The 24,994-nt window shown below is 60.3% G+C and carries 17 protein-coding genes and 2 pseudogenes; 11 read left to right on the forward strand and 8 right to left on the reverse strand.

Annotation, left to right across the window (positions count from 1 at the left end; translation table 11 throughout):
- Positions 1–7 precede the first annotated feature (7 nt).
- On the reverse strand, positions 8–1,825 hold the full coding sequence (locus tag SO156_RS31020) for a glycoside hydrolase family 15 protein (RefSeq protein WP_498537408.1): 1,818 nt from the start codon (positions 1,823–1,825) through the stop codon (positions 8–10).
- Positions 1,826–2,147: 322 nt separating this feature from the next.
- Between SO156_RS31020 and SO156_RS31025 the strand changes: the two genes are divergently transcribed.
- The 11 genes from SO156_RS31025 to SO156_RS31075 all read left to right on the forward strand — a co-directional run bounded on the left by SO156_RS31025 (position 2,148) and on the right by SO156_RS31075 (position 18,132).
- Positions 2,148–2,768, forward strand: coding sequence for a histidine phosphatase family protein (locus SO156_RS31025; RefSeq protein ID WP_498537409.1), 621 nt, complete (start codon positions 2,148–2,150; stop codon positions 2,766–2,768).
- Positions 2,769–2,866: 98 nt separating this feature from the next.
- Positions 2,867–3,559 (forward strand): HAD family hydrolase, encoded by a 693-nt coding sequence (locus tag SO156_RS31030; protein ID WP_498537410.1) that lies wholly within the window; start codon positions 2,867–2,869, stop codon positions 3,557–3,559.
- Positions 3,560–3,563: 4 nt separating this feature from the next.
- Entirely contained in the window at positions 3,564–4,649 is a 1,086-nt protein-coding gene (tal, locus tag SO156_RS31035) for a transaldolase (protein WP_498537411.1), read from the forward strand.
- Positions 4,650–4,674: 25 nt separating this feature from the next.
- Positions 4,675–5,382, forward strand: a complete 708-nt coding sequence (locus tag SO156_RS31040; RefSeq protein ID WP_498537412.1) for an ROK family protein — start codon at positions 4,675–4,677, stop codon at positions 5,380–5,382.
- A gap of 12 nt (positions 5,383–5,394) precedes the next feature.
- On the forward strand, positions 5,395–7,041 hold the full coding sequence (gene pgi, locus SO156_RS31045) for a glucose-6-phosphate isomerase (RefSeq protein WP_498537413.1): 1,647 nt from the start codon (positions 5,395–5,397) through the stop codon (positions 7,039–7,041).
- A gap of 68 nt (positions 7,042–7,109) precedes the next feature.
- Positions 7,110–8,141, forward strand: a complete 1,032-nt coding sequence (gnd, locus tag SO156_RS31050; RefSeq protein WP_498537414.1) for a phosphogluconate dehydrogenase (NAD(+)-dependent, decarboxylating) — start codon at positions 7,110–7,112, stop codon at positions 8,139–8,141.
- A 2-nt stretch (positions 8,142–8,143) separates the two neighbouring features.
- The gene (zwf, locus tag SO156_RS31055) at positions 8,144–9,517 is read left to right on the forward strand and encodes a glucose-6-phosphate dehydrogenase (RefSeq protein WP_498537415.1); all 1,374 of its coding nucleotides are present in this window, start codon (positions 8,144–8,146) and stop codon (positions 9,515–9,517) included.
- 151 nt (positions 9,518–9,668) lie between these two features.
- Positions 9,669–11,735: a transketolase gene (gene tkt, locus SO156_RS31060; protein WP_498537416.1), complete on the forward strand. Its 2,067-nt coding sequence runs from the start codon at positions 9,669–9,671 to the stop codon at positions 11,733–11,735.
- 1 nt (position 11,736) lies between these two features.
- Positions 11,737–14,403, forward strand: coding sequence for an MGH1-like glycoside hydrolase domain-containing protein (locus SO156_RS31065; RefSeq protein WP_498537417.1), 2,667 nt, complete (start codon positions 11,737–11,739; stop codon positions 14,401–14,403).
- A gap of 279 nt (positions 14,404–14,682) precedes the next feature.
- The gene (locus SO156_RS31070) at positions 14,683–16,830 is read left to right on the forward strand and encodes an amylo-alpha-1,6-glucosidase (protein ID WP_498537418.1); all 2,148 of its coding nucleotides are present in this window, start codon (positions 14,683–14,685) and stop codon (positions 16,828–16,830) included.
- 75 nt (positions 16,831–16,905) lie between these two features.
- Positions 16,906–18,132 carry an MFS transporter gene (locus tag SO156_RS31075; RefSeq protein ID WP_498537419.1) on the forward strand — a complete coding sequence of 409 codons (1,227 nt, stop codon included), beginning with the start codon at positions 16,906–16,908 and terminating at the stop codon, positions 18,130–18,132.
- A 610-nt stretch (positions 18,133–18,742) separates the two neighbouring features.
- Here SO156_RS31075 and istB read toward each other — a convergent pair.
- The 7 genes and pseudogenes from istB to SO156_RS31110 form a co-directional block, all read right to left on the reverse strand.
- Positions 18,743–19,486 (reverse strand): IS21-like element helper ATPase IstB, encoded by a 744-nt coding sequence (gene istB, locus SO156_RS31080; protein ID WP_498537420.1) that lies wholly within the window; start codon positions 19,484–19,486, stop codon positions 18,743–18,745.
- A gap of 15 nt (positions 19,487–19,501) precedes the next feature.
- Positions 19,502–21,038 (reverse strand): annotated as a pseudogene (istA, locus tag SO156_RS31085) (IS21 family transposase).
- 405 nt (positions 21,039–21,443) lie between these two features.
- Positions 21,444–21,596: pseudogene (locus SO156_RS31090) on the reverse strand (acyl-CoA dehydrogenase family protein); the annotation flags it as partial.
- 181 nt (positions 21,597–21,777) lie between these two features.
- Entirely contained in the window at positions 21,778–21,945 is a 168-nt protein-coding gene (locus SO156_RS31095; RefSeq protein ID WP_498537421.1) for a hypothetical protein, read from the reverse strand.
- Positions 21,946–21,983: 38 nt separating this feature from the next.
- A complete protein-coding gene (locus SO156_RS31100) occupies positions 21,984–22,904 on the reverse strand; it encodes an alpha/beta fold hydrolase (RefSeq protein WP_498537422.1) in 921 nt (306 codons plus the stop codon).
- Positions 22,905–22,960: 56 nt separating this feature from the next.
- Positions 22,961–24,103 carry an epoxide hydrolase family protein gene (locus tag SO156_RS31105; protein WP_498537423.1) on the reverse strand — a complete coding sequence of 381 codons (1,143 nt, stop codon included), beginning with the start codon at positions 24,101–24,103 and terminating at the stop codon, positions 22,961–22,963.
- A complete protein-coding gene (locus SO156_RS31110) occupies positions 24,100–24,909 on the reverse strand; it encodes a sugar phosphate isomerase/epimerase family protein (RefSeq protein ID WP_498537424.1) in 810 nt (269 codons plus the stop codon). Before SO156_RS31110 ends, SO156_RS31105 begins: the two co-directional genes overlap by 4 nt.
- Between the last annotated feature and the right edge of the window lie 85 nt (positions 24,910–24,994).

The following is a 24,994-nucleotide window of genomic DNA, read 5'->3' on the forward strand; positions in this document are numbered from 1 at the left end:
CCCGACCTCAAGGCCCCACGCCGAGCCGGCGGTCCAGGTTGAACGCGGCGCTTATCAACCCGATGTGAGTGAATGCCTGCGGGAAGTTGCCCAGCGCTTCGCCACGCGGACCCGTCTCCTCGGCGTACAGGCCGAGGTGGTTGGCGTAGGTCAGCATCTTCTCGAAGATGAAGCGGGCCTCCTCGGCGCGGCCCGCCCGAGCCAGAGCTTCCACCAGCCAGAACGTACACATATTGAACGTCCCCTCGCTCCCGGTCAGGCCGTCGCCAGCTCCTCTGCCGATCTCGTAGCGGTGCACTAGGCTGTCGGAAACCAGCTCCGCCATGATCCGATCCAGCGTCCCGCGCATGCGGGGGTCGGTCGGCGACAGGAAAAAGACGAGCGGCATGATCAAATTGGACGCATCCACCGCGTCAGTGGCGAAGTGCTGCACGAACGTCTGCCGCTCGGTGTTCCAGCCGTGCGTCATGATGGTCTCGTAGATGCGGTCCCGCTCCGCGGCCAAGCGGGCGCGGTCCAGCGGCAGACTCCGTTTCTGCGCAAGGCGGATCGCTCGGTCCAGCGCCACCCAGCACTGCACCTTGGAGTATACGAACTGCTGTTGTCCACCGCGCACCTCCCAGATGCCATCGTCGGCTCGCTCCCAGTTGCTCGCCACCCAGTCCAGCATCTTGCGCACGTGGCGCCAGGAGTCATAGGCGATCGGTGTCCCGTACTTGTCGTACAGGTAGACCGCATCCATCAGCTCACCATAGATGTCCAGCTGCAGCTGGTCGGCAGCGGCGTTGCCGACTCGCACTGGACGCGACCCACGGTAGCCATCGAGGTGGTCGAGGACCTCCTCAGGCAGCTCGCGGCCACCGTCGATGCGATACATAGTCTGCAACGGGTCGCCCCGGGCGCCCTCGACGGCCCGCTGCTCCAACCAGGCCATGAACTGCTCCGCCTCCGACGTCAGCCCCAGGCGCAGGAAGGCGTAATTGGTGAAAGCGGCGTCGCGCACCCAAGTATAACGATAGTCCCAGTTACGCACCCCGCCGATCTCCTCCGGCAGCCCGCAGGTCGGCGCCGCCACGATCGCCCCGGTCGGTGCGAACGTCAGCAGCTTCAACACTAGCGCCGAGCGGTGGACCATCTCGCGCCAGCGACCTGAATAGTTGCACTTCCTCAACCACTGCCGCCAAAAGGCGAGGGTCTGCGTCAAGGCCTCCGTGCCGACCAGCCGCGCCTCGAGCAGGACTCCGTCATGAACGCTGTCGTGGCCGTCCTCCACCTGTCGGAGGATGAACGTGGTCGTCTCTCCGGGGTTGAGGACGAACTCGGCAGCTACGCCGTCGCCCTGCCGACCAAGCGGGAAGCGGCTGACTAGCGAGACTTTCATCCCTTGCGCCTCGAAGATCGCTCCCCGGCCCTCCAGGACGACCTGGTGGGGTCGGCGGGCGAAGTCGAAAGCCGGCCGACAGTCGAGGCGGAAGCGGACCGACCCGCGCACCGCCCGCACTACCCGGACGATCTGGTGGATCTTTCTGATCTCGCGAGGGCCTTGGACCGGCATGAAGTCAACGACCTCGCCGACACCTTGGTCGCTAAGAAAGCGCGTCACCAGGACGTTGCTGTCAGGCATGTACATCTGTTTGTGCTGGGCCTCGTAGAGACTGGCGATGCGGAATGAGCCCCCTTTCTGATCGTCAAGGATCGCCGCGAAGACGCTCGGCGAGTCAAAGTGCGGCAGGCAACACCAGTCGATGGACCCGTCGATGCCAACCAAGGCAACGGTGTGCAAGTCGCCGATGACGCCGTAGGACTCGATCGGCTTGTAGGCCATGATCTCGTCTCCTCCGCTCGCTCGACACTGATCGAGCCCCACGATGGGCGTATCGTCAATGCCCTGAGGCGGCGAAACGACAAGTCGCAAATGCTTATACCAAATGGGTCAGTCTTTCAGACGCACATCACGTCGAGTGGCGACCTGTCATTACGCCAGAGGGCTAATTCGTTGCTTCTGCGGGGAAGTCGCGCTACCAGTGGCCGGGTGGGCGCACGGAACCTTGACGGCGTTGATGACAGAGATGCCTTAGTCCGAAGTGTTCCGAGTTCAGTTCTTTCTGCCGCACGCGCCGGCAGGACGAAGCTGAAGGGAGGAGACCATGAGCGCCGCCCTTCCGATCATTTGCCTTGCAAGGCATGGCGAGACGGCGTGGAGCCTCTTGGGCCAGCATACTGGCCTCACAGATTTGCCTCTCACCGAGCGCGGCGAACTCAATGCGCAGAGTTTGCGCTCGCGATTGCTGGGTTTCACTTTCGCAAAAGTGTTCACGAGCCCCCTGAAGCGAGCGGTCCAGACATCTGAGTTGGCCGGCTTCGGCTTCGAAGCGGAACCCGACCGCGATCTGCTGGAATGGAATTACGGCCAATACGAGGGGCGTCGCACAAAGGAGATTCATAAAGAGCGTCCCGGCTGGCAATTGTTTCGCGACGGCTGTCCGGGAGGAGAAGCACCGAATCAAGTTGGAGCTCGGGCCGATCGTATCGTGGAGCGCGTTCGAAACGTCCCAGGTAATGTGTTATTGTTTTCGAGTGGACATTTCCTCCGAGTTTTGGCGGCACGCTGGTTAGGCTTCGATGCGGAGGCCGGACGCCTCTTCACGCTCGACACCGCAAGCCTCAGCATACTCGGGTACGAACATAATCGGTCAGAACCAGCGATCCGGCTGTGGAACGACACCAGACATGTCGAAGGTCGGTTCGCGCCAACCTTCGCGCACTAAGATAGAAGCGCTAGACGGAGTAACATCATCTTGAATATTCCCGTGCGTGTTACGCGCGCACGCTGAGCATCTCGGAGAGTTGCGTAAGGGTAAGTCCGATGAACCAGGTCGTCTTTCTGGTCGATGTCGACAATACGCTTCTCGACAACGATCGCATCCAAGCTGACATCAAAGCCTACCTCGAGCGCCGGTACGGTGCTCCCTGTCGCGATCGGTACTGGGCAATTCTCGAGGCGCTGTTCCAAGAACTGGGGTATCGAGACTATCTCGGTGCGCTCCAGCGTTACCGCGTCGAACACCCGCAGGACATGCACCTATTGTCGATGTCATCATTCCTGGTCGATTACCCATTCGCCAATCGTTTGTATCCGGGATCCTTGGATGTGCTCGAGCGGCTGCGTCAGTGGGGCCCAACGGTCCTTCTCACCGATGGCGACGTCGTCTTTCAACCTCGCAAGGTTGAGCGTTCCGGGCTTTCGGAGGCAGTCAACTCACACGTACTGATTTACATCCATAAGGAACTCGCGCTTGATGATGTCGAGGCCCGCTATTCGGCGCTGCACTACGTCCTGATTGATGACAAGCCGCGTATCCTTGCCGCGGTCAAGGAAGCCTGGGGCAACCGCGTCACCACTGTCCTTCCCCGACAAGGACAATATGCGCATGACGCGAACGCCCTCGCCTCCTTCGCCGCACCCGACGTGATCGTGGACCGGATCGGAGAGCTACTCGACTACGATCTGGGTCGCCTGCTTGGGGCAGCCCCACGACTCGAAGCTGTGCGGAGGTGAAGCGATGAAGGCAACGCAAAAGCTCCACGAACTCGGGCAGAGCGTTTGGCTCGACAACATCACCCGCGACCTGCTGACCAGCGGCACTTTGAGGCGCTACATCGCCGACTTGTCGCTGACGGGACTCACATCGAACCCGACAATCTTCGACCATGCGATCAAAAATAGCTCCGACTATGATTCGGCGATCCGCAGCAAGCTCACCGAGGGAAAGTCGGGCCAGACGTTATTTTTCGAGCTAGCAATCGAAGATCTAGCTCAGGCAGCCGATCTTTTCCGCCCGATTTGGGACCGCACCAACGGTGCAGACGGATGGGTCTCGCTCGAGGTCTCGCCACTTCTCGCGCATGACACGGCCAGCACAATCGCCGCGGCCAAGGCGTTGCATGCACAGGCGAAACGCCCGAACCTCTTCATCAAGATACCCGGTTCACGCGAAGGGTTGCCCGCCATCGAAGAGTCAATCTTCGCCGGCGTACCCGTAAACGTGACGCTGTTGTTCAGCCGGGAGCACTATCTCGCTGCGGCCAGCGCATATTTGCGGGGCATCGAGCGGCGCATTGCAGCCGGTCTAAATCCAAATATTGGATCCGTTGCGTCGGTCTTCGTCAGCCGCTGGGATACCGCCGTAGCGAACGAAGTGCCCGCGCAATTACGCAATCAGCTCGGTATTGCAATCGCGAAACGAACCTACAAGGCAGCCTGCGAATTGCTCTCCTCGGCCCGTTCGCGGCGCATCTACAACGAGGGCGGGCGTCCACAGCGCCTGTTATGGGCGAGCACAGGAACCAAGGATCCGGCAGCGTCTGATGTCTTATACGTCAAGGCGCTGGCCGCGCCGCTCACGGTGAATACCATGCCGGAAGGCACGGTGAAGGCCCTCGCCGATCACGGCGAAATTGGAGAGATGTTGCCGTCCGACGGCGGCGATTCCGAAGAGGTACTCTCGCAATTCGCGAAGGCCGGCGTCGATGTCGAAGCGCTAGCAGCGACATTGCAGGATGAGGGCGCCAAATCGTTCGTCAAATCCTGGAATGAATTGATGAGTGTCATCTCCACCAAGACCGAGGTGCTCAAGAAGGCAAGCTAGGTCGCAATCGAGACAAAGGTCGCCCATGAATATCCTGGTCATTGACGTGGGCGGCACCCACGTCAAGATCCTTGCCTCCGGCGAAAAAGTGAAACGCGAAATTGACTCCGGGCCGACCCTGACGGCCCGGCAGATGGTATCGAGCGTCAAAAAGCTGGCCGATGGCTGGGAATATGACTTGGTCTCGATTGGCTATCCGGGTCCCGTTGTGCATGACCGGCCTATGGCCGAACCTCATAATCTGGGGAAAGGCTGGATGGGCTTCAACTTCGCTGCGGCATTCAAACTGCCGACGAAAGTCATCAACGATGCGGCGATGCAGGCGCTTGGCAGCTACCGGAGCGGCAAAATGTTGTTTCTCGGGCTGGGCACGGGGCTCGGCTCGGCGATGATCGTCGATGGCATCGTGCAGCCGATGGAGCTCGCGCACTTACCCTACAAGAAGCGGACCTATGAGGACTATGTCGGCGCCCGCGCGATGGAGGAATTTGGCAGGAAAGCATGGCGGAAGCACGTCGCAGATATCGTTGAATATTTGGTTGCGGCACTCCAACCGGAGGACGTCGTGCTGGGCGGCGGCAACGCCAGAATGTTGAGAAAATTGCCGCCATTATGTCGGCGTGGCGATAATGCCAACGCATTCAAGGGTGGATTTCGGATGTGGGAAGGTTCGCCAAAGGGAAAGAGCACTCGCTCGCGCAAGCAAGCTGCGCAGGCCGCCACGGCACATTAAAAGGAGCGATGAATGGCAGCGGCCGCGAAAACGGTCACCGAGCTTCCTGCCTGGAAGGCCTTGTCCGCCCATTTTCAGAAGATCGACCGTTTGCATTTGCGCGAGCTCTTTGCTCAAGACCCCAAACGCGGCGAGCGCTTGACGGTCGAAGCAGCCGGGCTCTACCTCGACTATTCTAAGAACCGAATTACCGACGAAACGCTAACTTTGCTGCTGCAACTGGCCGAACAGTCCGGGCTCCGCTCGCAAATCGATGCGATGTTCGGCGGCCAGAAGATCAACGTTTCCGAAAAGCGGGCCGTCCTGCATGTCGCGCTTCGCGCGCCGAAGGAGCGATCGATCCTAATTGACGGCGAGGACGTTGTGCCCCAGGTCCATTCGGTGCTCGACCGCATGGCCGATTTTTCCAATCGCGTACGCGGTCGTGCGTGGCGCGGCCACACCGGCAAGCCAATCCGCAACATCGTCAACATCGGCATCGGCGGCTCCGATCTGGGGCCGGTGATGGCCTACGAGGCGCTCAAGCATTACAGCGATCGCGCCATGACGTTCCGGTTCGTCTCCAACGTGGACGGCACCGATTTTGCGGAAGCGATCCGCGATCTCGATCCAGCGGAGACGCTGTTCATAGTCTCTTCCAAGACCTTCACAACCCTCGAGACCATGACTAATGCAAGGAGCGCGCGTAACTGGTCGCTCGCGGGGCTTGGGGGCGACGAGGAGTCGGTCGCGAAGCATTTCGTCGCGGTGTCGACAAACGCGACGGAAGTGACGAAATTCGGCATCGACCTCGCCAACATGTTTGGCTTTTGGGACTGGGTTGGCGGTCGATACTCCATGGATTCGGCGATCGGACTTTCGACGATGCTTGCCATCGGTACCGACAACTTTCGCGCCATGCTCGACGGCTTCCATGAAATTGACGAGCATTTCCGCACCGCGCCGTTCGAGCGTAACCTGCCGGTACTGATGGGACTGCTTGCCATCTGGAATAACAATTTCTTCGGCGCGCATACCGTAGCGGTGCTGCCTTACGAGCAATACCTGAAACGGTTCCCGGCATATCTCCAGCAGTTGACGATGGAGAGCAACGGCAAGCACGTCACGCTCGAGGGCAATCCTGTCAGCTACAATACCGGTCCAATCTATTGGGGTGAGCCTGGGACCAACGGTCAGCATTCGTTCTACCAACTCATTCACCAGGGCACCCGTCTCATTCCCTGCGACTTCATCGCCTTTCACAAGACCCTCAACCGACTTGGAGAGCAACACGACATGTTGCTTGCGAACGTCTTCGCGCAAGGCGAAGCGCTCGCATTCGGCAAGACACCTGACGAAGTCCGGGCGGAGGGATCGGCCGATTGGCTCGTTCCGCATCGCGTGTTCGAGGGAAACCGGCCGTCCAATACGATCCTGCTGGAACAGCTAACACCCGCAGCGCTCGGCAAGCTCGTCGCGCTGTACGAGCACAGCGTCTTCACGCAGGGCGCAATCTGGCAAGTCGATTCATTCGACCAATGGGGCGTCGAACTCGGCAAGCTGCTGGCGCAACGCATCATCCCGGAACTCACCAACGAAGCCGAACCCAAATTCGGCCACGACAGCTCGACCAACGCATTGATCCGCCGACACCGCACCTTCCGGGAGAAGCCGCAGTAAAACACCCAGGCTACCATCGCACGGGGGAGAAAAATCACGCCGTAGCATTAAAAAAACAGGAGCGACTTATGCAATTGGGAATGATCGGTCTCGGCCGAATGGGCGCCAATATGGCGCGAAGACTTGTCCGGCATGGTCACCAATGTGTCGTCTTCGACATGTCTCCGAACGCCGTTGCGGAACTGGTGAAGGACAACGCGACGGGAAGCTCCTCGGTTCAGGATTTCGTGAAGAAGCTCGCAAAGCCGCGCGCAATCTGGCTGATGGTTCCCGCGGCGGTCGTGGATAGATCGATCCGCGATCTGCTGCCGCTGCTCGAAGCCGGCGACACTCTGATCGACGGCGGCAACTCCTACTACATCGATGACATCAGGCGTTCCAAGGAATTGGCGCAGAGCGGCATCAATTACGTGGATGTCGGCACCAGTGGCGGTGTGTGGGGTCTTGAACGCGGCTACTGCATGATGATCGGCGGTCCCGATGAGGCCGTGCAGCGGCTGGACCCGGTCTTCAAGACCCTCGCTCCAGGTGTCGGTGAAATTCCGCGCACGCCGGGACGAGAGCACGCGGCCACCAGCACTTCCGAGCATGGCTACCTCCACTGCGGGCAGAGCGGTGCCGGCCACTTCGTGAAAATGGTCCATAACGGTATCGAGTACGGGCTGATGGCGGCCTACGCCGAGGGGCTCGGTATCCTGCGCGCGGCGAACATTGGCAAAAAGACGCACGCGGCGGACGCCGAGACAACGCCGCTTCGCGTTCCCGAGCACTACCAGTATGACCTGAATCTGGCCGAAATCGCAGAAGTGTGGCGGCGCGGCAGCGTGGTTGCCTCGTGGCTTCTCGACTTGACAGCAACAGCGTTGCTGGAAGATCCGGCGCTCTCCAAATTCGCGGGGCGCGTATCTGACTCTGGCGAAGGTCGCTGGACCATCGCAGCAGCGATCGACGAAGCGGTCCCCGCCCCGGTGCTGACGACGGCGCTTTACGAGCGCTTCAGTTCTCGCGGCGAGGCTGATTTCCAGAATAAGCTGCTTTCGGCGATGCGCTACGAGTTCGGTGGACACCTGGAAAAAGTGGCCAATGAGAGACCCAGATAGCCATGAACGAACCTAAATCCGACGCGTTGGTGTTTTTCGGCGCAACCGGCGATCTCGCCTACAAGAAGATCTTTCCGTCGCTGCAAGCGATGCTGAAACGGGGCCATCTCGACATGCCCATCATCGGCGTCGCAAAGGCCGGCTGGTCACTCGACCAATTCAAGGCCCGGGTACGAGACAGCCTGGAGAAGCACGGCGGCCTGGACGCCGCGGCGTTTGACAAGCTCGCCGGCCTTTTACGTTATGTAGACGGCGACTATGCCGATCGGACCACGTTCGACGCCCTTCGCAAGCAGCTCGGCTCGGCGCAGCGGCCGGCACACTATTTGGCGATTCCGCCAGCATTGTTTGCAACGGTCGTGGAACAGCTCGACAATGCCGATTGCGCCAACGGCGCGCGTGTCATCGTGGAGAAACCATTCGGGCATGATCTCGCCTCCGCGCGCAGCCTCAACAGGATTCTGCTCGCCAGGTTCGACGAAGATCACATCTTCCGCATAGACCACTATCTCGGAAAACGACCCGTTCACAACATGGTCTTCTTTCGCTTCGCCAATGCGTTCCTGGAGTCGTTCTGGGACCGCAAGTTCGTGAGCAGCGTGCAGATCACGATGGCGGAGAATTTCGGCGTACAGGGTCGTGGCGCGTTCTATGATCAAAATGGCACAATTCGGGACGTGATCCAGAATCATCTGTTTCAGGTATTGGCCAACTTGGCGATGGAACCACCGGCGCGATCCGACAGCGAATCGCTGCGTGACGAGAAGGTCAAGGTCCTGAGATCGATTCCACCGATCGCTGAGAACGAGTTGGTGCGCGGACAGTTTCACGGCTACCGGCAGGAGCCGGGCGTTGCTCCGGACTCGCAAGTGGAGACGTTCGCTGCGCTGCGACTGGAGATCGACTCCTGGCGCTGGCAGGGAGTGCCATTTTACATCCGCGCCGGAAAATCGCTTCCCGTAACTTGCACGGAGGTGATCGTACGCCTTCGTGAGGCGCCGCGGATCTTTCCCCATTGCGTCGCAGTACCTAATTATTTGCGGTTTCGTATCAATCCCGAGGTGACCATTGCCCTCGGCACGACGGTGATGGACGAGGATGATCGAGAGGTCGGCGAGCAATCTGAATTGCTAGCCAGCCACCGCCCCGGCGCAAACGAAATGGACGCATATGAACGTGTACTTGGCGATGCGATGAATGGCGACCGCACGCTCTTTGCACGGCAGGACTACGTCGAAGAAGCCTGGAGGATCGTCGATCCGGTTTTGAAGGAGACAACACCTGTCTACGAATATGAAGCCGGGAGTTGGGGGCCCCGCGAAGTGGACAAAAATGTCACGCCGCCCAGCGGCTGGGTCAATCCGACGGTGACGTAACCCGGGGAGAGGATGTAGATCGATCTGTTCATCGATTCCGACTTGGTTGCTGGATGCGCGCGGCAACCTTCATTGCCGAGGATGCACGCGCAGCAGCTACCGCGCGCAGGCGGCGGGTATTGCAGTCGACACCCGCAGGAGGAGATCCGCCATGACAGATGCCGAACTCGATCAGCTCGCAATCAACACCATTCGCACACTGTCGATCGACGCGGTCCAAGCCGCGAACTCCGGCCATCCCGGCACACCGATGGCGCTCGCGCCGCTTGTCTATACGCTCTGGAACCGAGTGATGCGCTTCGATCCACAAGATCCGATCTGGCCCGGCCGCGACCGCTTCGTGCTGTCGAATGGCCACGCGTCGATGCTGCTCTGGTCCGTGCTGTATCTTACCCGCACGCAGGCCGTGAATGCCGAGTACGAGACGTTGGGCAGGCCTGCTGTGACCCTCGACGATATCCGGCGCTTTCGCCAGCTTGGGAGTCACGCGCCAGGGCATCCCGAATACCATCTGGTGTCCGGTGTGGAGACAACCACCGGCCCGCTCGGACAAGGCATTGCGACCAGCGTCGGTATGGCCATCGCGCAGCGCTGGCTCGCTGCGCGGTACAATAAGCCGGATTTTGCCATCTTCGAATACGACATCTATGCCGTGTGTGGAGACGGATGCCTGATGGAGGGCGTTGGCTCTGAAGCGGCGTCGCTCGCCGGCCACCTTGGCCTCGACAATCTGTGCTGGATCTATGACAACAACCACATCACGATAGAAGGCAGCACGCGGCTGGCGTTCACCGAAGATGTCGCCGTTCGTTTCAGCGGCTATGGCTGGAATGTCCTTCACGTCGGTGATGCCAACGACATCGCCCGCATTGAACGGGCGTTGGCAAAGTTTCGCGACACGAACGGCCGGCCGACGCTGGTGATACTCGACAGCCATATTGGATACGGCTCGCCACACCGCCACGATACGGCCGCGGCGCATGGCGAGCCGCTCGGCCTTGAAGAGGTCAAGCTAACCAAGCGCGCCTATGGTTGGCCCGAAGACTCGAATTTTCTGGTACCTGACGGCGTTCTCGACCACTTTGCCACCGGCGTCGGTGTCCGAGGTGCTGAAGCCCACACCAAATGGCAGGATCTGTTCGCCGACTACCGCTCGAAATATGCGGCGCTGGCGACCGAGATCGACCAGATGCAGCAGCGCAAGCTTCCGGCAGGCTGGGACCGTAACCTGCCGTCATTCCCAGCAGATTCGAAGGGCGTCGCGGGTCGTGAGGCGTCGGGAAAGGTCCTGAACGTTCTGGCGCAGAACGTGCCCTGGTTGATCGGCGGTTCGGCCGATCTGGGTCCATCGACCAAGACGCTCCTGACGTTTGAAGGCGCAGGCGATCTTGAGCCCACCACACCGGGCGGCAGGAATTTGCATTTCGGCATCCGCGAGCACGCGATGGCTGCAATCCTGAACGGTCTGGCGCTATCGAAACTACGGCCGTTCGGCGCGACCTTCCTGATTTTCAGCGACTACGCCCGGCCTGCGATACGACTGGCCGCGCTGATGGAGCTACCGGTGGTCGTTGTTTTTACCCATGATGCCATGGGCGATGGCGAAGACGGCCCAACGCATCAACCGGTCGAGCATCTCGCCTCGATGCGGGCAATACCGGGTCTGACGCTGTTCCGGCCGGGTGACGCCAGCGAAGTCGTCGAGGCCTATCGCTACGTCATGCAGCTTCGTCATCGGCCGGCCTTGTTGGCGCTGTCTCGTCAGCCGTTACCAACCCTCGATCGCAGCAAGTACGCATCCGCATCCGGGACCGCGCGAGGCGCCTATGTGCTTGCCGACCCCCCTGAGGGGAAGCCGGACATAATCTTGATTGCCACCGGCAGTGAGTTGAGCCTCGCGGCCGACGCTCACGAGAGACTTACCTTGGATGGTATCCGCTCGCGCGTGGTCTCGATGCCGTCCTGGGATGTCTTCGAACGCGAGACGCAGGAATACCGCGATGCCGTCTTGCCACCAGAAGTCACGGCACGTCTTGCAATCGAGCAGGCGTCAACGTTCGGCTGGGAGCGGTACGTCGGGAGGACTGGCCGTGTCATTGGCATGCACACTTTTGGCGCTTCCGCTCCACTGAAGGCCTTGCAGCAGGAGTTCGGATTCACCGTCGATCATATCATCGCCGCGATCAAGGCGCTGTTGCAGCCCTCGAAAGCCGCATAGCATGGACGCTGTCGGGCAAACCGTTTCACCCCGCTCGGCTGAGCATGCCAGGCTTGCCGACTCCTCGCCCGATATTCCCAGCGACTGGAAAGAGATTGGGCCTTACATCAGTGAGCGGGCCTGGGGGACGGTGCGCGAGGACTACAGTGCCGATGGACAAGTCTGGAAATACTTCCCTTACGAACACGCACGCTCGCGCGCCTATCGGTGGAACGAGGACGGTCTTGCCGGCCTTTGCGATCGAGCGCAGCGCCTGTGTTTTGCTCTCGCCTTTTGGAATGAACGTGACCCCTTCCTGAAGGAGCGTATCTTCGGTCTCAGTGGTCCAGAAGGAAATCACGGCGAAGACGCCAAAGAGTACTGGTGGCACATCGACGCAACACCGACCAGTTCGTGGCTTCGTTGGCGCTACCACTATCCCCACGAGGAGTTTCCCTACGCATTGCTTCGACAGGAGAACGCAAGGCGCAACAAGGACGAGCCCGAATTTGAACTAATGGATACAGGTGTTTTCGAAGGGGATCGTTACTGGCAGATCACGGCGGACTACGCCAAAGCATCACCTCATGACGTTTGCATGCGCATCAGCGTTCGTAACGCGGGACCCGATCCGGCCGAGCTTCACGTGCTTCCGACACTGTGGTTCCGCAACCGATGGTCCTGGGAGGCTGGTGTCTCGCGGCCGATAATCAAGGCGACTGCAGAAACCGGCAACGTTGGCGCGATCGCTGAAGAAGAACTGCTGGGCCGCTGGCGCTTCACTGCCGGGGCGGATCCAGCCGGAAGGCCACCGCCCCTGCTGTTCTGTGAAAACGAAACCAATGCCCGGTATCTGTATGGCATCACGTCTGAGCAGACGCCCTATCCGAAGGATGGCATCAACGACCACGTCGTTCACGGTGCGGCGACAGTAAATCCGGCGAGGCAGGGTACAAAAATGGCCTGCTGGTATCGCCTCAAAGTCGCTGCCGGCGAGACCGTCGAGCTCAGGCTTCGCCTCGCGCGTGATGGAGGCGGCCAGACTGCGAACCTCGGGGCAGACTTCGAGCGGATCCACGCCGACCGGAGCCGCGAAGCTGACGAGTACTACACAGCGCTGCGCCCCGACGGCGCGAGCGAGGATGAGGCCGCAGCGATGCGGCAGGCGTTCGCTGGAATGCTGTGGAGCCAGCAGTTCTACCATTACGACGTCGCGCGCTGGCTCGACGGCGACATCATACGTCCGCCCGAGGCACGTACGTCCGGTCGCAACACCAACTGGCGCCATCTCAACAACCACGACATCATCGCCATGCCCGACACATGGGAATATCCATGGTATGCCTCATGGGACCTCGCCTTCCATTGCGTGGTGCTGGCGCACATCGATCCTTCGGCGGCCAAGCATCAAATGCTGCTGCTGGCGCGCGAATGGTACATGCACCCGAACGGCCAGTTGCCGGCTTATGAATGGAATTTCGGAGACGTGAATCCGCCAGTTCAAGCGTGGGCCACGCTCGCGGTATTCCGGATCGATGGCGGAACCGATTTCGATTTTCTGGCGCGCGCTTTTCAAAAGCTCCTGATCAACTTCACCTGGTGGGTAAATCGAGAAGACGCATTTGGCGACAACGTCTTCCAGGGCGGCTTTCTCGGGCTTGACAATATCGGCCCGTTCGACCGCTCGCAGATACTCCCCGACGGCGATGTACTTGAGCAGTCGGATGGCACGGCATGGATGGCCAAGTTCTGTCTCAACATGCTGGAGATGGCTCTGCTGCTTGCCAACCATCAGCCCAGCTACGAAGATCTCGCGGTAAAGTTCTTCGAGCATTTCGCTCTGATCGCCGCCGCCATGAGCAAGCTCTGGGACGACCAAGACGGCTTTTTCTACGATCGGCTTCGCAAGCGCGACGGCTCGACTTTCACGGTGCGCGCGCGTTCCATGGTTGGACTGCTGCCAATCTTTGCGGCGGTACAGCTCGATGCCGCGCTGTGGGAACGACTGCCAATGTTCCGCAAACGCGCGCGCTGGTACATCGAGAACAAGCCGGGTCTTGCCGAATTCCTGCACATGCCGCCGAGCAATGAACTCCCTCGGCTGATCTCGCTGATGGGCAAGTCGCGCATGAAACAGATTCTCGCGCGTATGCTCGACGAGTCGGAATTTCTGTCGCCTTACGGGCTGCGATCGCTGTCGCGTTACCACCGCGAACATCCCCTCATTGTCGACATGGACGGACATATCGCTCGTCTCGACTATGAGCCAGGCGAATCTCGGACCGGACTGTTCGGCGGCAATTCGAACTGGCGCGGACCGATCTGGTTTCCACTCAATTTTCTCGCAATCGAGTCGCTGCGACATTTGCATGCCAATTTTGGGAAAGACTTCACCGTTGAATTGCCGACAGGATCAGGCAGGCAGGCGAGCCTCGAACAAGTGGCCGAAGAACTCGAGCGCCGACTACTCGGATTGTTCCTCCGGAACGCAGAGGGTCAGCGACCAGCGCTCGGATTAAATCCCCGCTTTCAGCGCGGCGGGGCGTGGTGCGATTTATTGCTCTTCTACGAGTATTTTCACGGCGATACTGGCAAGGGCCTCGGCGCCTCGCATCAGACCGGCTGGACGGCTCTCGCCGGCGCGCTGGTGGCTAATCGGCGTCTGCGAAATGAAAAAAAATCAGCTTGATTGTTCAAGGAACCAACGCGCATTTGGAAAGAAAGGCCAAGACGCCCCTCCAGCAACTTCAATGTCTTAGCAGCCCTTTCCGTATTCGGCGGGTAATGGCCGGCCGACGAAAGGCCCCTCGCGACCGGCTTGGAGAAAGATCTTTGGTTTGGCCCGTTCAACGGAGGCCTCGCGTTCGCTCGCAATCGACCTATTTTAACCGAGCCGGGTGATTTTTCTCCTCCTCAAGACCGCAGGACCGAGGACCCGTCGTCGCGACCAGAACCGCGGAGATCCGCGATGCCTTTCAAGGTCCAGGTTGGCCCGCACCAGGTTTCAATCCATCACGGGCAGACAGTCCTGGTGAGTGAACCAGACGGGCAAATTCGCTGGCCAAGCGAGAAGGGACTCTATTTCTTTGACACAAGGGTCATCAGCAGCTGGAGCATCTACGCGAACGGCGAGCCTTGGGAACTCCTCAATGGAGGTGCGATTGCGCACTACGCCTCGCGAATCCATCTGACCAATGGAAGCATCCCCACCACCGATGGCATCATTCCGCCGCGCACACTTGGTCTCGTTGTCAGCCGGCTGATCAGCGAGGGAATGCACGAGGACCTCGAAGTCACCAATAGCGGCATGCGGAAGGTGGACTTTCAGCTTGAGATCGCGCTGCGTTGCGATTTCGCGGACATATTCGAAGTCAAATCGAAAAACATCGTGCGCCGTGGGCATATCGCCACGACGTGGTCGCAGACCAGGCAGCAACTGCGGACCAGCTATCGCAATGGCGATTTCGTTCGCGCCGTGATCGTGGCACCGTCGCACGATCAACCCAAAGCAACCTATTCCAATGGTCGACTCAACTTCGAAATCGCCCTGAATCCCGGTGAAGCCTGGCACTGCTGCTTGCTTTACACCTTGGAGGACGGTGAGCGAAGCCATCGCCCGCCACGTGAGTGCGCCGACGAACATCACAAAGTCCATGGTGAAAGCTTGTCGGACTGGCTGCGAGCGGTGTTGAAAATACGTTGCAGCAACGAGGAGTTCTACCGCCTTTATCGGCAGGCCCTCGAGGATATGGCGGCGCTCCGATTGCCGATCTTTGGCACGGATCACAAAGTGTTCCTTCCGGCTGCCGGCTTGCCCTGGTTTATCGCCCCGTTCGGCCGCGACAGCCTGATCGTTTCGCTGCAGAACCTCTTGATCTATCCTGACTTTGCCCGTGGCAGCCTCGACATCCTGGGTTCACTGCAGGCGACTGCCGAGGACGACTACCGTGACGCCGAGCCAGGCAAGATCCTGCACGAGATCCGCTACGGTGAGCTCGCCTACTTCAAGCTGATCCCGCACACGCCCTATTACGGCACGGCCGATGCGACGCCCCTTTACCTCATCACGCTGCATGCCGCCTGGCGGGCAACGGGAGACAAGGCGCTGCTCGAGCGGCATCTTGCGACGGCAGAGAATTGCCTGTCCTGGATCGACCGCTATGGCGATCGCGATGGCGACGGATTTCAGGAGTATCAGACAAGGTCCCCGGTGGGCTACGAAAACATGGGCTGGAAGGACTCTGGTGACAGCGTGGTCTACCCGGATGGATCGCTCGTCAAAGGGCCCAAAGCGCTCTGCGAATTGCAGGGCTATGTCTACGACGCGTGGCTGCGCATGGCTGAGATATACGATGAGCTCGGCAAGCCCGACCGTGCCGGCGAGCTGCGACAAAAGGCCGAGACGCTGTTCAAACGATTCAATGACGCTTTCTGGGATGAAGAATCGGGCTTTTACGCCTTTGCGCTCGACGGTGAAAAGAAGAAAGTGCTGACAGTCGCGTCCAATCCGGGTCACTGCCTGTGGTCCGGCATCGTACCACCGGAACGGGCTGCCAAAGTGGTAAAGCGTTTGATGGCATCCGACATGTGGAGCCGCTGGGGCATCCGGACGCTCTCTGCCCTGCACCCCTCGTTCAACCCGTACAACTACCAGACTGGATCGGTCTGGCCGCACGACAATGCCATGATTGCGTTGGGGTTCAAGCGATATGGTTTCGGAGCCGAGGCCGCACGGATCGCGCGCGACATCAGCGAAGCGGGAAGTCACTTCCTGTCGAACCAGTTACCCGAACTATACACGGCGATCGAGCGCGACGAAGACAGCTTTCCGGTACAATATCTCGGGGCGAATGTGCCCCAGGCTTGGGCTGCCGGTTCGGTTTTCGCCCTCATGCATGCGATCCTCGGGATCGTACCTGACGCGCCACGCGGAAAATTGTATGTCGACCCACTGCTGCCGCAATGGCTGCCCGACTTGACGCTGCTCGATCTTCGAGTCGGCCGTCACAGATTTGATATCAAGTTCTGGCGCGACGGGGAAGAAACGCTGTTTGAAGTGCTCAAGGGTGATCCCAAGGCGGTCATCAAAAGCAGCTTCTGTGCACAAATGGTCTAGAGTCCGCATACGGCAGGCGGAACGATGCTCCCAGAACCACACACTACTCGAAACGCCGTACTGCCCGTTGAAAGCTTGAAAGAGCTCGACTGGTTGAACTTCTTTCTCGCTGCCCTGCTTACGGGTTTTGGTCCCTTTGTTGCAGTCCATCTGGCGGAAAGCGGATGGGCACCTGCAAGTGTCGGCGTCATCCTGTCCGTCGGCGGGTTGGCTGGCCTAGCCACACAAGTCCCGGCAGGTGAATTGATCGATATGGTCGCGGCAAAGCGCGCACTGCTTGGCATCGCGGCTACCGCGGTCGCTTTGGCCTTGACGATTTTCGGGTTGCGGTCCGATTTCTCGTCCATCGCAGGCGTCGCCATTATTCAGGGCGGTGCTGGCAGCATCCTCGGTCCAAGCGTCGCCGCCATCAGTCTAGGCTTGGTTGGGCACGACGCGCTTGCCGAGCGACTTGGTCGCAATCAGCGCTTTGCATCGATCGGAGGGTTGTCCGCGGCCGCGATCATGGGGGCCGTTGGATATCTGCTGTCCACTCGTGACATATTTCTGGTCGCCGCTGCGCTGGCGATCCCACTACTATGGACACTCTTCAGGATACGCGGCGCCGATATTCATTTCGGCCGATCCTGTGGCGCTCCCGATTGTCATTCAACTACGCCAGACAGGGTCAGCCGTCGAACTCTCTTCAAAGACGTCCGGCTTCTTGCCTTCGTGACTTGCCTCTTTCTCTTCCAGCTTGCGAACGCCTCTATCCTCCCGCAAGTCAGCCAAACACTGGTGCATTCCGAAGGACGTTCATCTTCACTGACGGTATCCGCGTTGATCGTGTTGCCCCAGATCGTTGTCGCAGTGTTGGCGCCTTGGGTAGGACGCACCGCTGCGACATGGGGGCGCCGACCACTCCTGTTGCTTGGACTTGCGGTCGTGCCGATTCGCTCCGGGCTTTTTGCATTGACGGCTGATCCGACCTTGCTTGTCATCATTGAGTTGCTGGACGGCTTCAGTGGTGCGACGATGGGCGTGCTGACGACGCTCGTCATTGCGGACCTCACGAACGGGACTGGCCGGTTCAACCTGGCCCAAGGGGTCACAGGCACATTTTCGGGGCTCGGCGCCTCGCTCAGCACGTCGATAGTCGGAATTGTTACGCAGAGATACGGCTATACGGCTGGCTTGCTGAGCGTGACGGGTGTCGGTCTTATGGCCGTGGTAATTATCTTGGTGTTCATGCCAGAGACAAAACCACCGGCACGTCCGCGGCCGCTGGGTTCTGCATCCGCGCATGCCTTTCGGCAGGCTTGATTTGCAGGACAGGAACGTTAGGCAGGCCCGGATACGGTGAAGGGTTACATGGCGCTCGGCGCCGCCGGTGCGAAGACGGGGCATACTCGATGCCGCAGCTATCGGCCAGGCGATCTGAAGCCATCGATATGAAAAGCGGCGTGTTGGGTTCGCCAAGAGCCGTGCAGCCTTGATCGCGGAATCCGCGGCCCTAGCGTAAGAAAACCTGCACTAGCGAAGGTACCGAAACAGCCGGTTCAATGTTTCCAAGGAGGCGCGCCACTCTCTAACAATTTCAACGGGTTGCGCCCGCTGAAAGGTGCCCTAAAGTGCCTTTCGGAGTAGCCTTCAAAAGTAGATGTCTTATATTTCAATGAGTTATGCGCATTCCAGGGATGATGATCAGGTGTTCCAGGCGATGGTGATCACGGATTCCAGTGATCGCGATCAGGTGCGGAGGCGAACACGGCTGACGAGTTTATGTGTGCTGGAAATGGCCTCGTCGTCAAGGCTGGCGGATTGGTTCGAAGATCGTCCCGGCGGTCCATGGGAGGGCCCCGTGCGCGGCGCGGAGTGCCGACGCGCGCGGGAGGGGCCTGTGGGCCGGCGGGGCGATCGTGCGCGAGGTGCCTCACGGTTTTTTCTTTTCGCCAGCCTGACGCCGTAGACTGTCGACTTTGAGCTCGATGCGGTGGGCATTGTGAATGATGCGGTCCAATATCGCATCGCCGAGGGTAGGATCGGCAATGACGTCATGCCATTGCGACACGGGGACCTGACTTGTGATCAACAAGGATCCCTTGTCGTAGCGATCATCGACGATCTCAAGCAGATCACGACGCTGGTCGGCGGTGAGCGGTTCAGGTCCCCAGTCGTCGAGGATGAGGAGATTGACGCGCTGGAGCGCGGTGATCAGGCGCGCCAGACGGCCTTCGCCGCGCGCCTGGGCGAGATCGGCGAACAGGCGGGATGTTCGCTTGTAGAGGACGGAGAAGCCGTCGCGGCAAGCTTTGTTGCCGAGCGCACATGCCAGCCAGGACTTGCCGGTGCCGGTTGGGCCGACAATGACCAGGTGGTTGGCATCACGAATCCATTGCCAGGTGGCGAGGGTTTGGAAGAGCGAACGGTCAAGGCCGCGAGCGGCGCGATAGTCGACGTTCTCGATGGCGGCGGCTTGACGGAGCTTGGCACTGGTCAAGCGGCGCGTGAGGCGGCGGTTGTCGCGAGCGGTGACCTCGCGATCGACGAGGAGGCCGAGCCAATCGGCGTGCGGCATCCCGGCCGCCTCGGGATTGTTCTGTAGTTCGGCGAGGGTATCGGCGGTGGCGGCGAGGCCAAGGGCGCGCAAGCGATCGATGGCGGGGTGAATGAGCATGCTGATCTCTCCTGATCAATTGTAGTAACTGCGGCCACGGATGTTGGCGTGGAAGAGGATGGGCGCCTCCTCGGCGGGCGGCGCGGTTCTGTCCGTGCCGTTCTTGAGGATGGCGGCGACCGATTTGTACGAACGGGCGTTGAGCAGAAGGGCACGGGCGCAGGCGGCGTCGACACGTTCCTGGCCATAGCGCTTGACCAGCCCGAGAATGCCGATGGCGGAGCGGAAGCCTTGTTCTGGATGCGGCCGCGACCGCAGGATGACGTCGATCAGGGTGTCGGCGTCGGGGCCGACCTTGGCGGCTTCGGAACGAATACGCTCATGGGTCCAGTCACGATAGCGGCGATGCGAGCTCGGCATATGCTCGGAAATCGTCGTCGGGCGATGCGGCAGCGTGCTGCGCAGATGCGACGCCACCCGCTTGCCGCGCAGGAAGATCTCGACGGTCTTTTGGGTGATGCGAGCCTCAACCACCTGATGCACGAGGTTGTGAGGGACGCTGTAGTAATGCTTGGCGATCTCGACGTGATAATCGAGGTTAACCCGGCAGCGCTTCCACTCGGCATACTCGTACGGTTCATCCGGCAAGGGGGTCAGCGCCGGACGATCGAGCTCCTCGAACAGTTCGCGGCGACTTCGTCCCCAGCTGCGCAAAGGTCGATCGTTCAGCTCGACAAGAAGCGCGTGGATCGCCTCATTGAGGGCGGCAAGCGAGAAGAAGCGGCGGTTGCGCAAGCGCGCCAGAATCCATCGCCCGACGATTTGGACCCCCACTTCGACCTGGCTTTGTCCCTTGGCCGATACGGCCGCGCCGGAACAATGGCGGTGCGGTAATGGCGGGCGAGATCGGCATAGGTCCGGTTGACCATCGGCTCGTGAAAGCAAGCCCGGGTGATGCCGGCCTTCAGATTATCGCTCACCGTCTGCCGCGTCGTGCCGCCGAAATAGGCAAAGGCCCGAACGTGCGAGGCGATCCAATCCGGCAGGCTCTGGGTGAGGCTGGCTTCGGCGTAGGTGTAGTTCGAGGCGCCGAGCACGGCGACGAAAATCTGCGTGCTGCGCACCTCGCCGCTGAGCCCGTCAACCACCTCCATGGTGTGACCGGCATAGTCGACGAACAGCTTCTCGCCGGCGACATGGACCTGGCGCTGGGTCAGCTTGAGACGGCCGGCCCACTCTTGTAGCGTTCGCAGAACCACGCATAGCTGAAGCTGTCGGAGTTTGCGTCGCAATACTCCTCCCACAACAGCATTAGCGTGACGTTCCTCCGCCGCAGCTCGCGATGAACGAGCGCCCAGTCCGGATGCGGACGCTCGTCGCTGGGCCGATCGGAAGGCGGCGGAAATAGGCGGTTCTCAAGCCAGACGTCGTCATCCAACTCCGGCGGCAACGGCCAGGTCAGGCCGGCGCGGCGAGTTCGATTGAGGTACTTGCAGACCGTGCCCTGGGCCAGGCCCAGGCTGCGGGCAACGGCGCGTTGTGACATGCCGACGCTGTAGTGCAGGCGTAGAACTTCACGAATGTGGCGCATGGACAGTCTCTCGGTCGGCATCTCGATCCTCTGCGGTTAGGCAAAAGACCAAGCTACCCGGGTTGCAGACTGTCAGCGGTGCGCACCTCCTTGGTTGCGCCCGATCACGATCGACTGGAAATAGTGATCACGATGCTCTGGAATGGGTGATCACGATGGCCTGGAATCGGTGATCACGATCGGCTGGAACGCGCAAGTTATGCGCTTTGTGCGCTCGGAGGGCGGTCGCATCTGCTGTGATTTCAAGGACTTGTTGAAATGGGCAAAGAAGTCCGGTGCATTTCCCACCCATAGGTGCCTTTCAGGGTGGATGCCAAAGCTGGCATCACCGTCACGCCATCGGCCCCCCTACAGAGCCTCTGAGGCGACATGAGGAGCGACCTGGCCGTCAGCTCAGGCGTCCGTTTTGCGAGCCAAAAGCGGCGCCTCGATCGCGTAGTTCAGGGCATCGCGCAACATGCGCTCCGCCGCGCCGACTGCGAGCGCCGCGATGTGGATGCGGCCCTTCTCCAGCACCTTCATCGCCGTCTTGAAGCCCCGGCCCTCCTTGCCGCCAATGATCTGCGCGGCCGGCACGCGGCGACGCGGAATACAGGGTTGTCCGCGTAAAAGCGCCCCCGACGCTCGACAAACAATTGACGCGCCTTAGTTGCGGTGGCCCTCTCAACAACCGAGAAGGCAAGTTCGTCCTGAAGTATTTCCGAACAAGCGACGGACGAGAATCAGGTCGCGGACGCAGACCAAAGTTTTAGTTGTCCGGTCAGGCGTAGAGACTGGACCAATAGGCCCGGATGCGCCGCAACAGCGCGATCTGTTCGTCTTCCGAGCCGCTTTCGTCGTAGACCCTCACTGACAGCTTGCGACCAGCGAAGACGAAGAGTTTCCACCTAAGCTGACCTTTCAAAGTGTCGCGGCGCATGGCGCCCACGGAACGACGAAGTCCATCATTTGTCGACAGAGGCCCAGTTACGCGGTGTCGCGCTTCAAGGAAGCCTCGAGAAACGGGACGATCTTTTCAATGACCGCTTCGGGCGCCTGCTCTGGCAAAAGATGTCCGCAGGCGATGTCGAACCCGCTCACGTCATCCGCCCAGCGGCGCCAGACGTCGGCTGCCGTCAACACCCCGGTTTCCATTCCGCTGGCAACGAGGCGCTCGTCGGCCCAAAGCACCATGACAGGACAAGCGATCTTGCGTCCCGCTGCGCGGTCAGCCGCATCATGATCGAGATCGGTGTCATAAGCAGAGCGATAGTCCTCAATCATCGCTTGACGCACGGACGTCTCGCGAAATGCTTCGCGATATGCAGCCACGGCAGCGGGATGCAACTTCTCGATTCCACCTGACATCTGGTTCAAGGTGGCCTCAAGAAAGGCATCAGGATCCGCCGCCAGCATCCGCTCCGGCAAATCGCCCGGTTGAAGAAACAGAAACCAGTGAAATGCGCCCTTGGCGAATTGCCGGTCGACCGCGGGCCAAACATCCAGCGTCGGCACGACGGCGAGCGAACAATAAGCGCTCACACAGTCCGGATGATCGAGCGCGAGCCGATAACCGACACGCGCGCCCCGATCGTGTCCAATAACGGCAAAGCGATCGTGACCGAAAGAGCGCATCATTGCAACGAGCTCCGCGCCTACTGCTCGCTTGTTCCATGGCCCCGCAACCAGAACTCGGCTCTTCCCGTAGCCTGGGAGATCAGGGGCTACGACGCTATAACGCTTCGCCAACGCTGGCGCGACCTCGTGCCAGGTGGCGTGGCTTTCCGGATAGCCATGAAGCAGAAGGAGCGGCGGCCCCTCTCCGCCCGTGACACCCGCAAAGCGCACGCGCGAGGTTTGGCGATCGAGCGGCGAAAAGCTTTTGAACAAATGCGGGGCTCGGGTCATATTGAACAATCTCACTTAGAATTGGTTTTCGCTTCGGCTTGCCTCGGCCGAGAAAGTCATCGGAATGTGCGAATGAAGGTCAGAAGGTCATCCGTTAGCAGTTCTGGCTCCTCGGTCGCCATGAAGTGGCCGCCACGCGGCAGGACGCTCCAGCGCGAGACCTCGAATTGCCGGCGTGCAAAGGATCTAGGTGGAATGCCACCGATTTCCGCGGCCGACAGGTAGAAACCAACGGGCACCTTTACCTGTGACCCATCTACCCTTGCGCCGGGCGGCCAGTCGTAGACAAAATATGGCAGGAACGATGTGGCGATCGTATTGGTCATCCAATAGAGCGTGGCATGGCCGAGGATGATGTCCATGACTTCAGGGTTCGTGAAATTCAGCCCATCGCTCCAGGAAAACCATTTCTCCGCCAGCCAGGCGACGAGTCCTGCGGGAGAATCGCTCAGGCCATAGGCAAGACTGAGCGGTTTGGTTTGCTGAACATGCATGTAGCCGCCTTCCGTGGCAGCCCAATGGTTGCGCGCGTCGAGGTACGTCTGTTCGTCCACCGTCGCGGCGGCTTCGCCCGGCAGCGCCACCCGCAGCGCGTTCGAACTGACATGAATAGCCCGCACGCGTTGCGCGTGCCGTACGCCTAGCCAGGACGTCACCCGAGCGCCGATATCGCCACCGCTGGCAAAAAACCGCTCATATCCGAGCGACGTCATCACGCGTGCCCACAGGTCGGCAATCGCGGCGCCGGTATATCCGCCAATAGCATTCGGTGGGGACGAGAAACCGAACCCGGGCAGCGAGGGAATAACCAGATGGCAGGCATCTTCAGCGCGCCCTCCAAACCGCTCCGGTTGGGTCAGGCGCTCAATTAGCGGAACGATCTCCAGGAAAGTACTGGGCCAGCCGTGGGTTATGATGACAGGCACCGCGTGGGGATGCGGACTTCGGACATGGACAAGGTGGACGCTCACATCGTCTATGGTGAGGAACTCATGAGGCAAAGCGTCGACGCACTGCCGCCAGGTGGCGAAGTCAAACTGATTGGCCCAATATCGGACCAGGCGCCTGGCATCATCAGAGCTCACGCCGGGCGAGCGATCATCACCCGCCTCGTAAGACGGCCAGCGCGTGGCGAGAAGCCGAGCGCGCAGATCGGCAATTTTCTCGCTGGCGTCTGAAAGGGCGACGATAGCAGTCATCTTACACCCAATTCTTCCAGCAACCGCTTTGCCCCTGACACTGCCAAGGTTGCACGCGCAGCCGGTGCCAAACCACTCCGGCGCTCGTTAGGAGCCTCGATGGCGATCGGTATGTCCCGGGGGAAGGCTCTAATAAAATCACCGAGCCAAAGGCCGCCTTCACCCGGATAAAGCCGCCCTCCCCGGGCCTCGGACCGCACTCCTTCAGGCGCCGGGGGGACAGCTGGCGCATCGCACAGGTGCATGTAGGAAAACAGCGCCGGATCATATTGCGCGAGATCCGCCGGACTGCCGCCCGAGCGGCTCAGATGCAGGGCATCCACCAATACTCCGGCATTCGCGGGTCCAACATCTTTCAGCAGCGCCACTGCCTCGGCCAGGGAGCGGATTTCAGAGTACGGGAGGAATTCCAGCATTACCCGTATCCCCCTGAGGTTGGCCCCGGCGCACAGACGGGAAAGATTCTCCATAAGGCGACCGCGATCAGGATCGCGACCCGCCACAACGACGTACTTGGCGTTCAGTTCGACGGCGGCATCAAGAGCAGGCTCCAGCGAGCTGACATCGCTTTCGGCCGAGAGCCAGATCGCCTCCACATCAAATATCTTGAGTCCGGTGTCCGCGAGCCTGCTCTTGATGTTCCGAATCATGTTGGGATCGCCGATAACCGGAACGATATGATCGGTTGGAAACGGCGCCACGATGCGCAGCCCGACTGCATCGTACCCCCCGGCGTGCGCAGCCTCGATCAGCGTGATCGGATCCGCATCAATAACCGTGAAGTGAGCTAGAGAAAGAATTGGCATACCTTATCCTCATGGATTGAAAGCGGCCGGGCACGGCCTCGCTATTGGCTCAGAACAATCGTGCGACCTGACGCGGCCGCTTCCT

Source organism: Bradyrhizobium sp. UFLA05-125, from assembly GCF_059803515.1.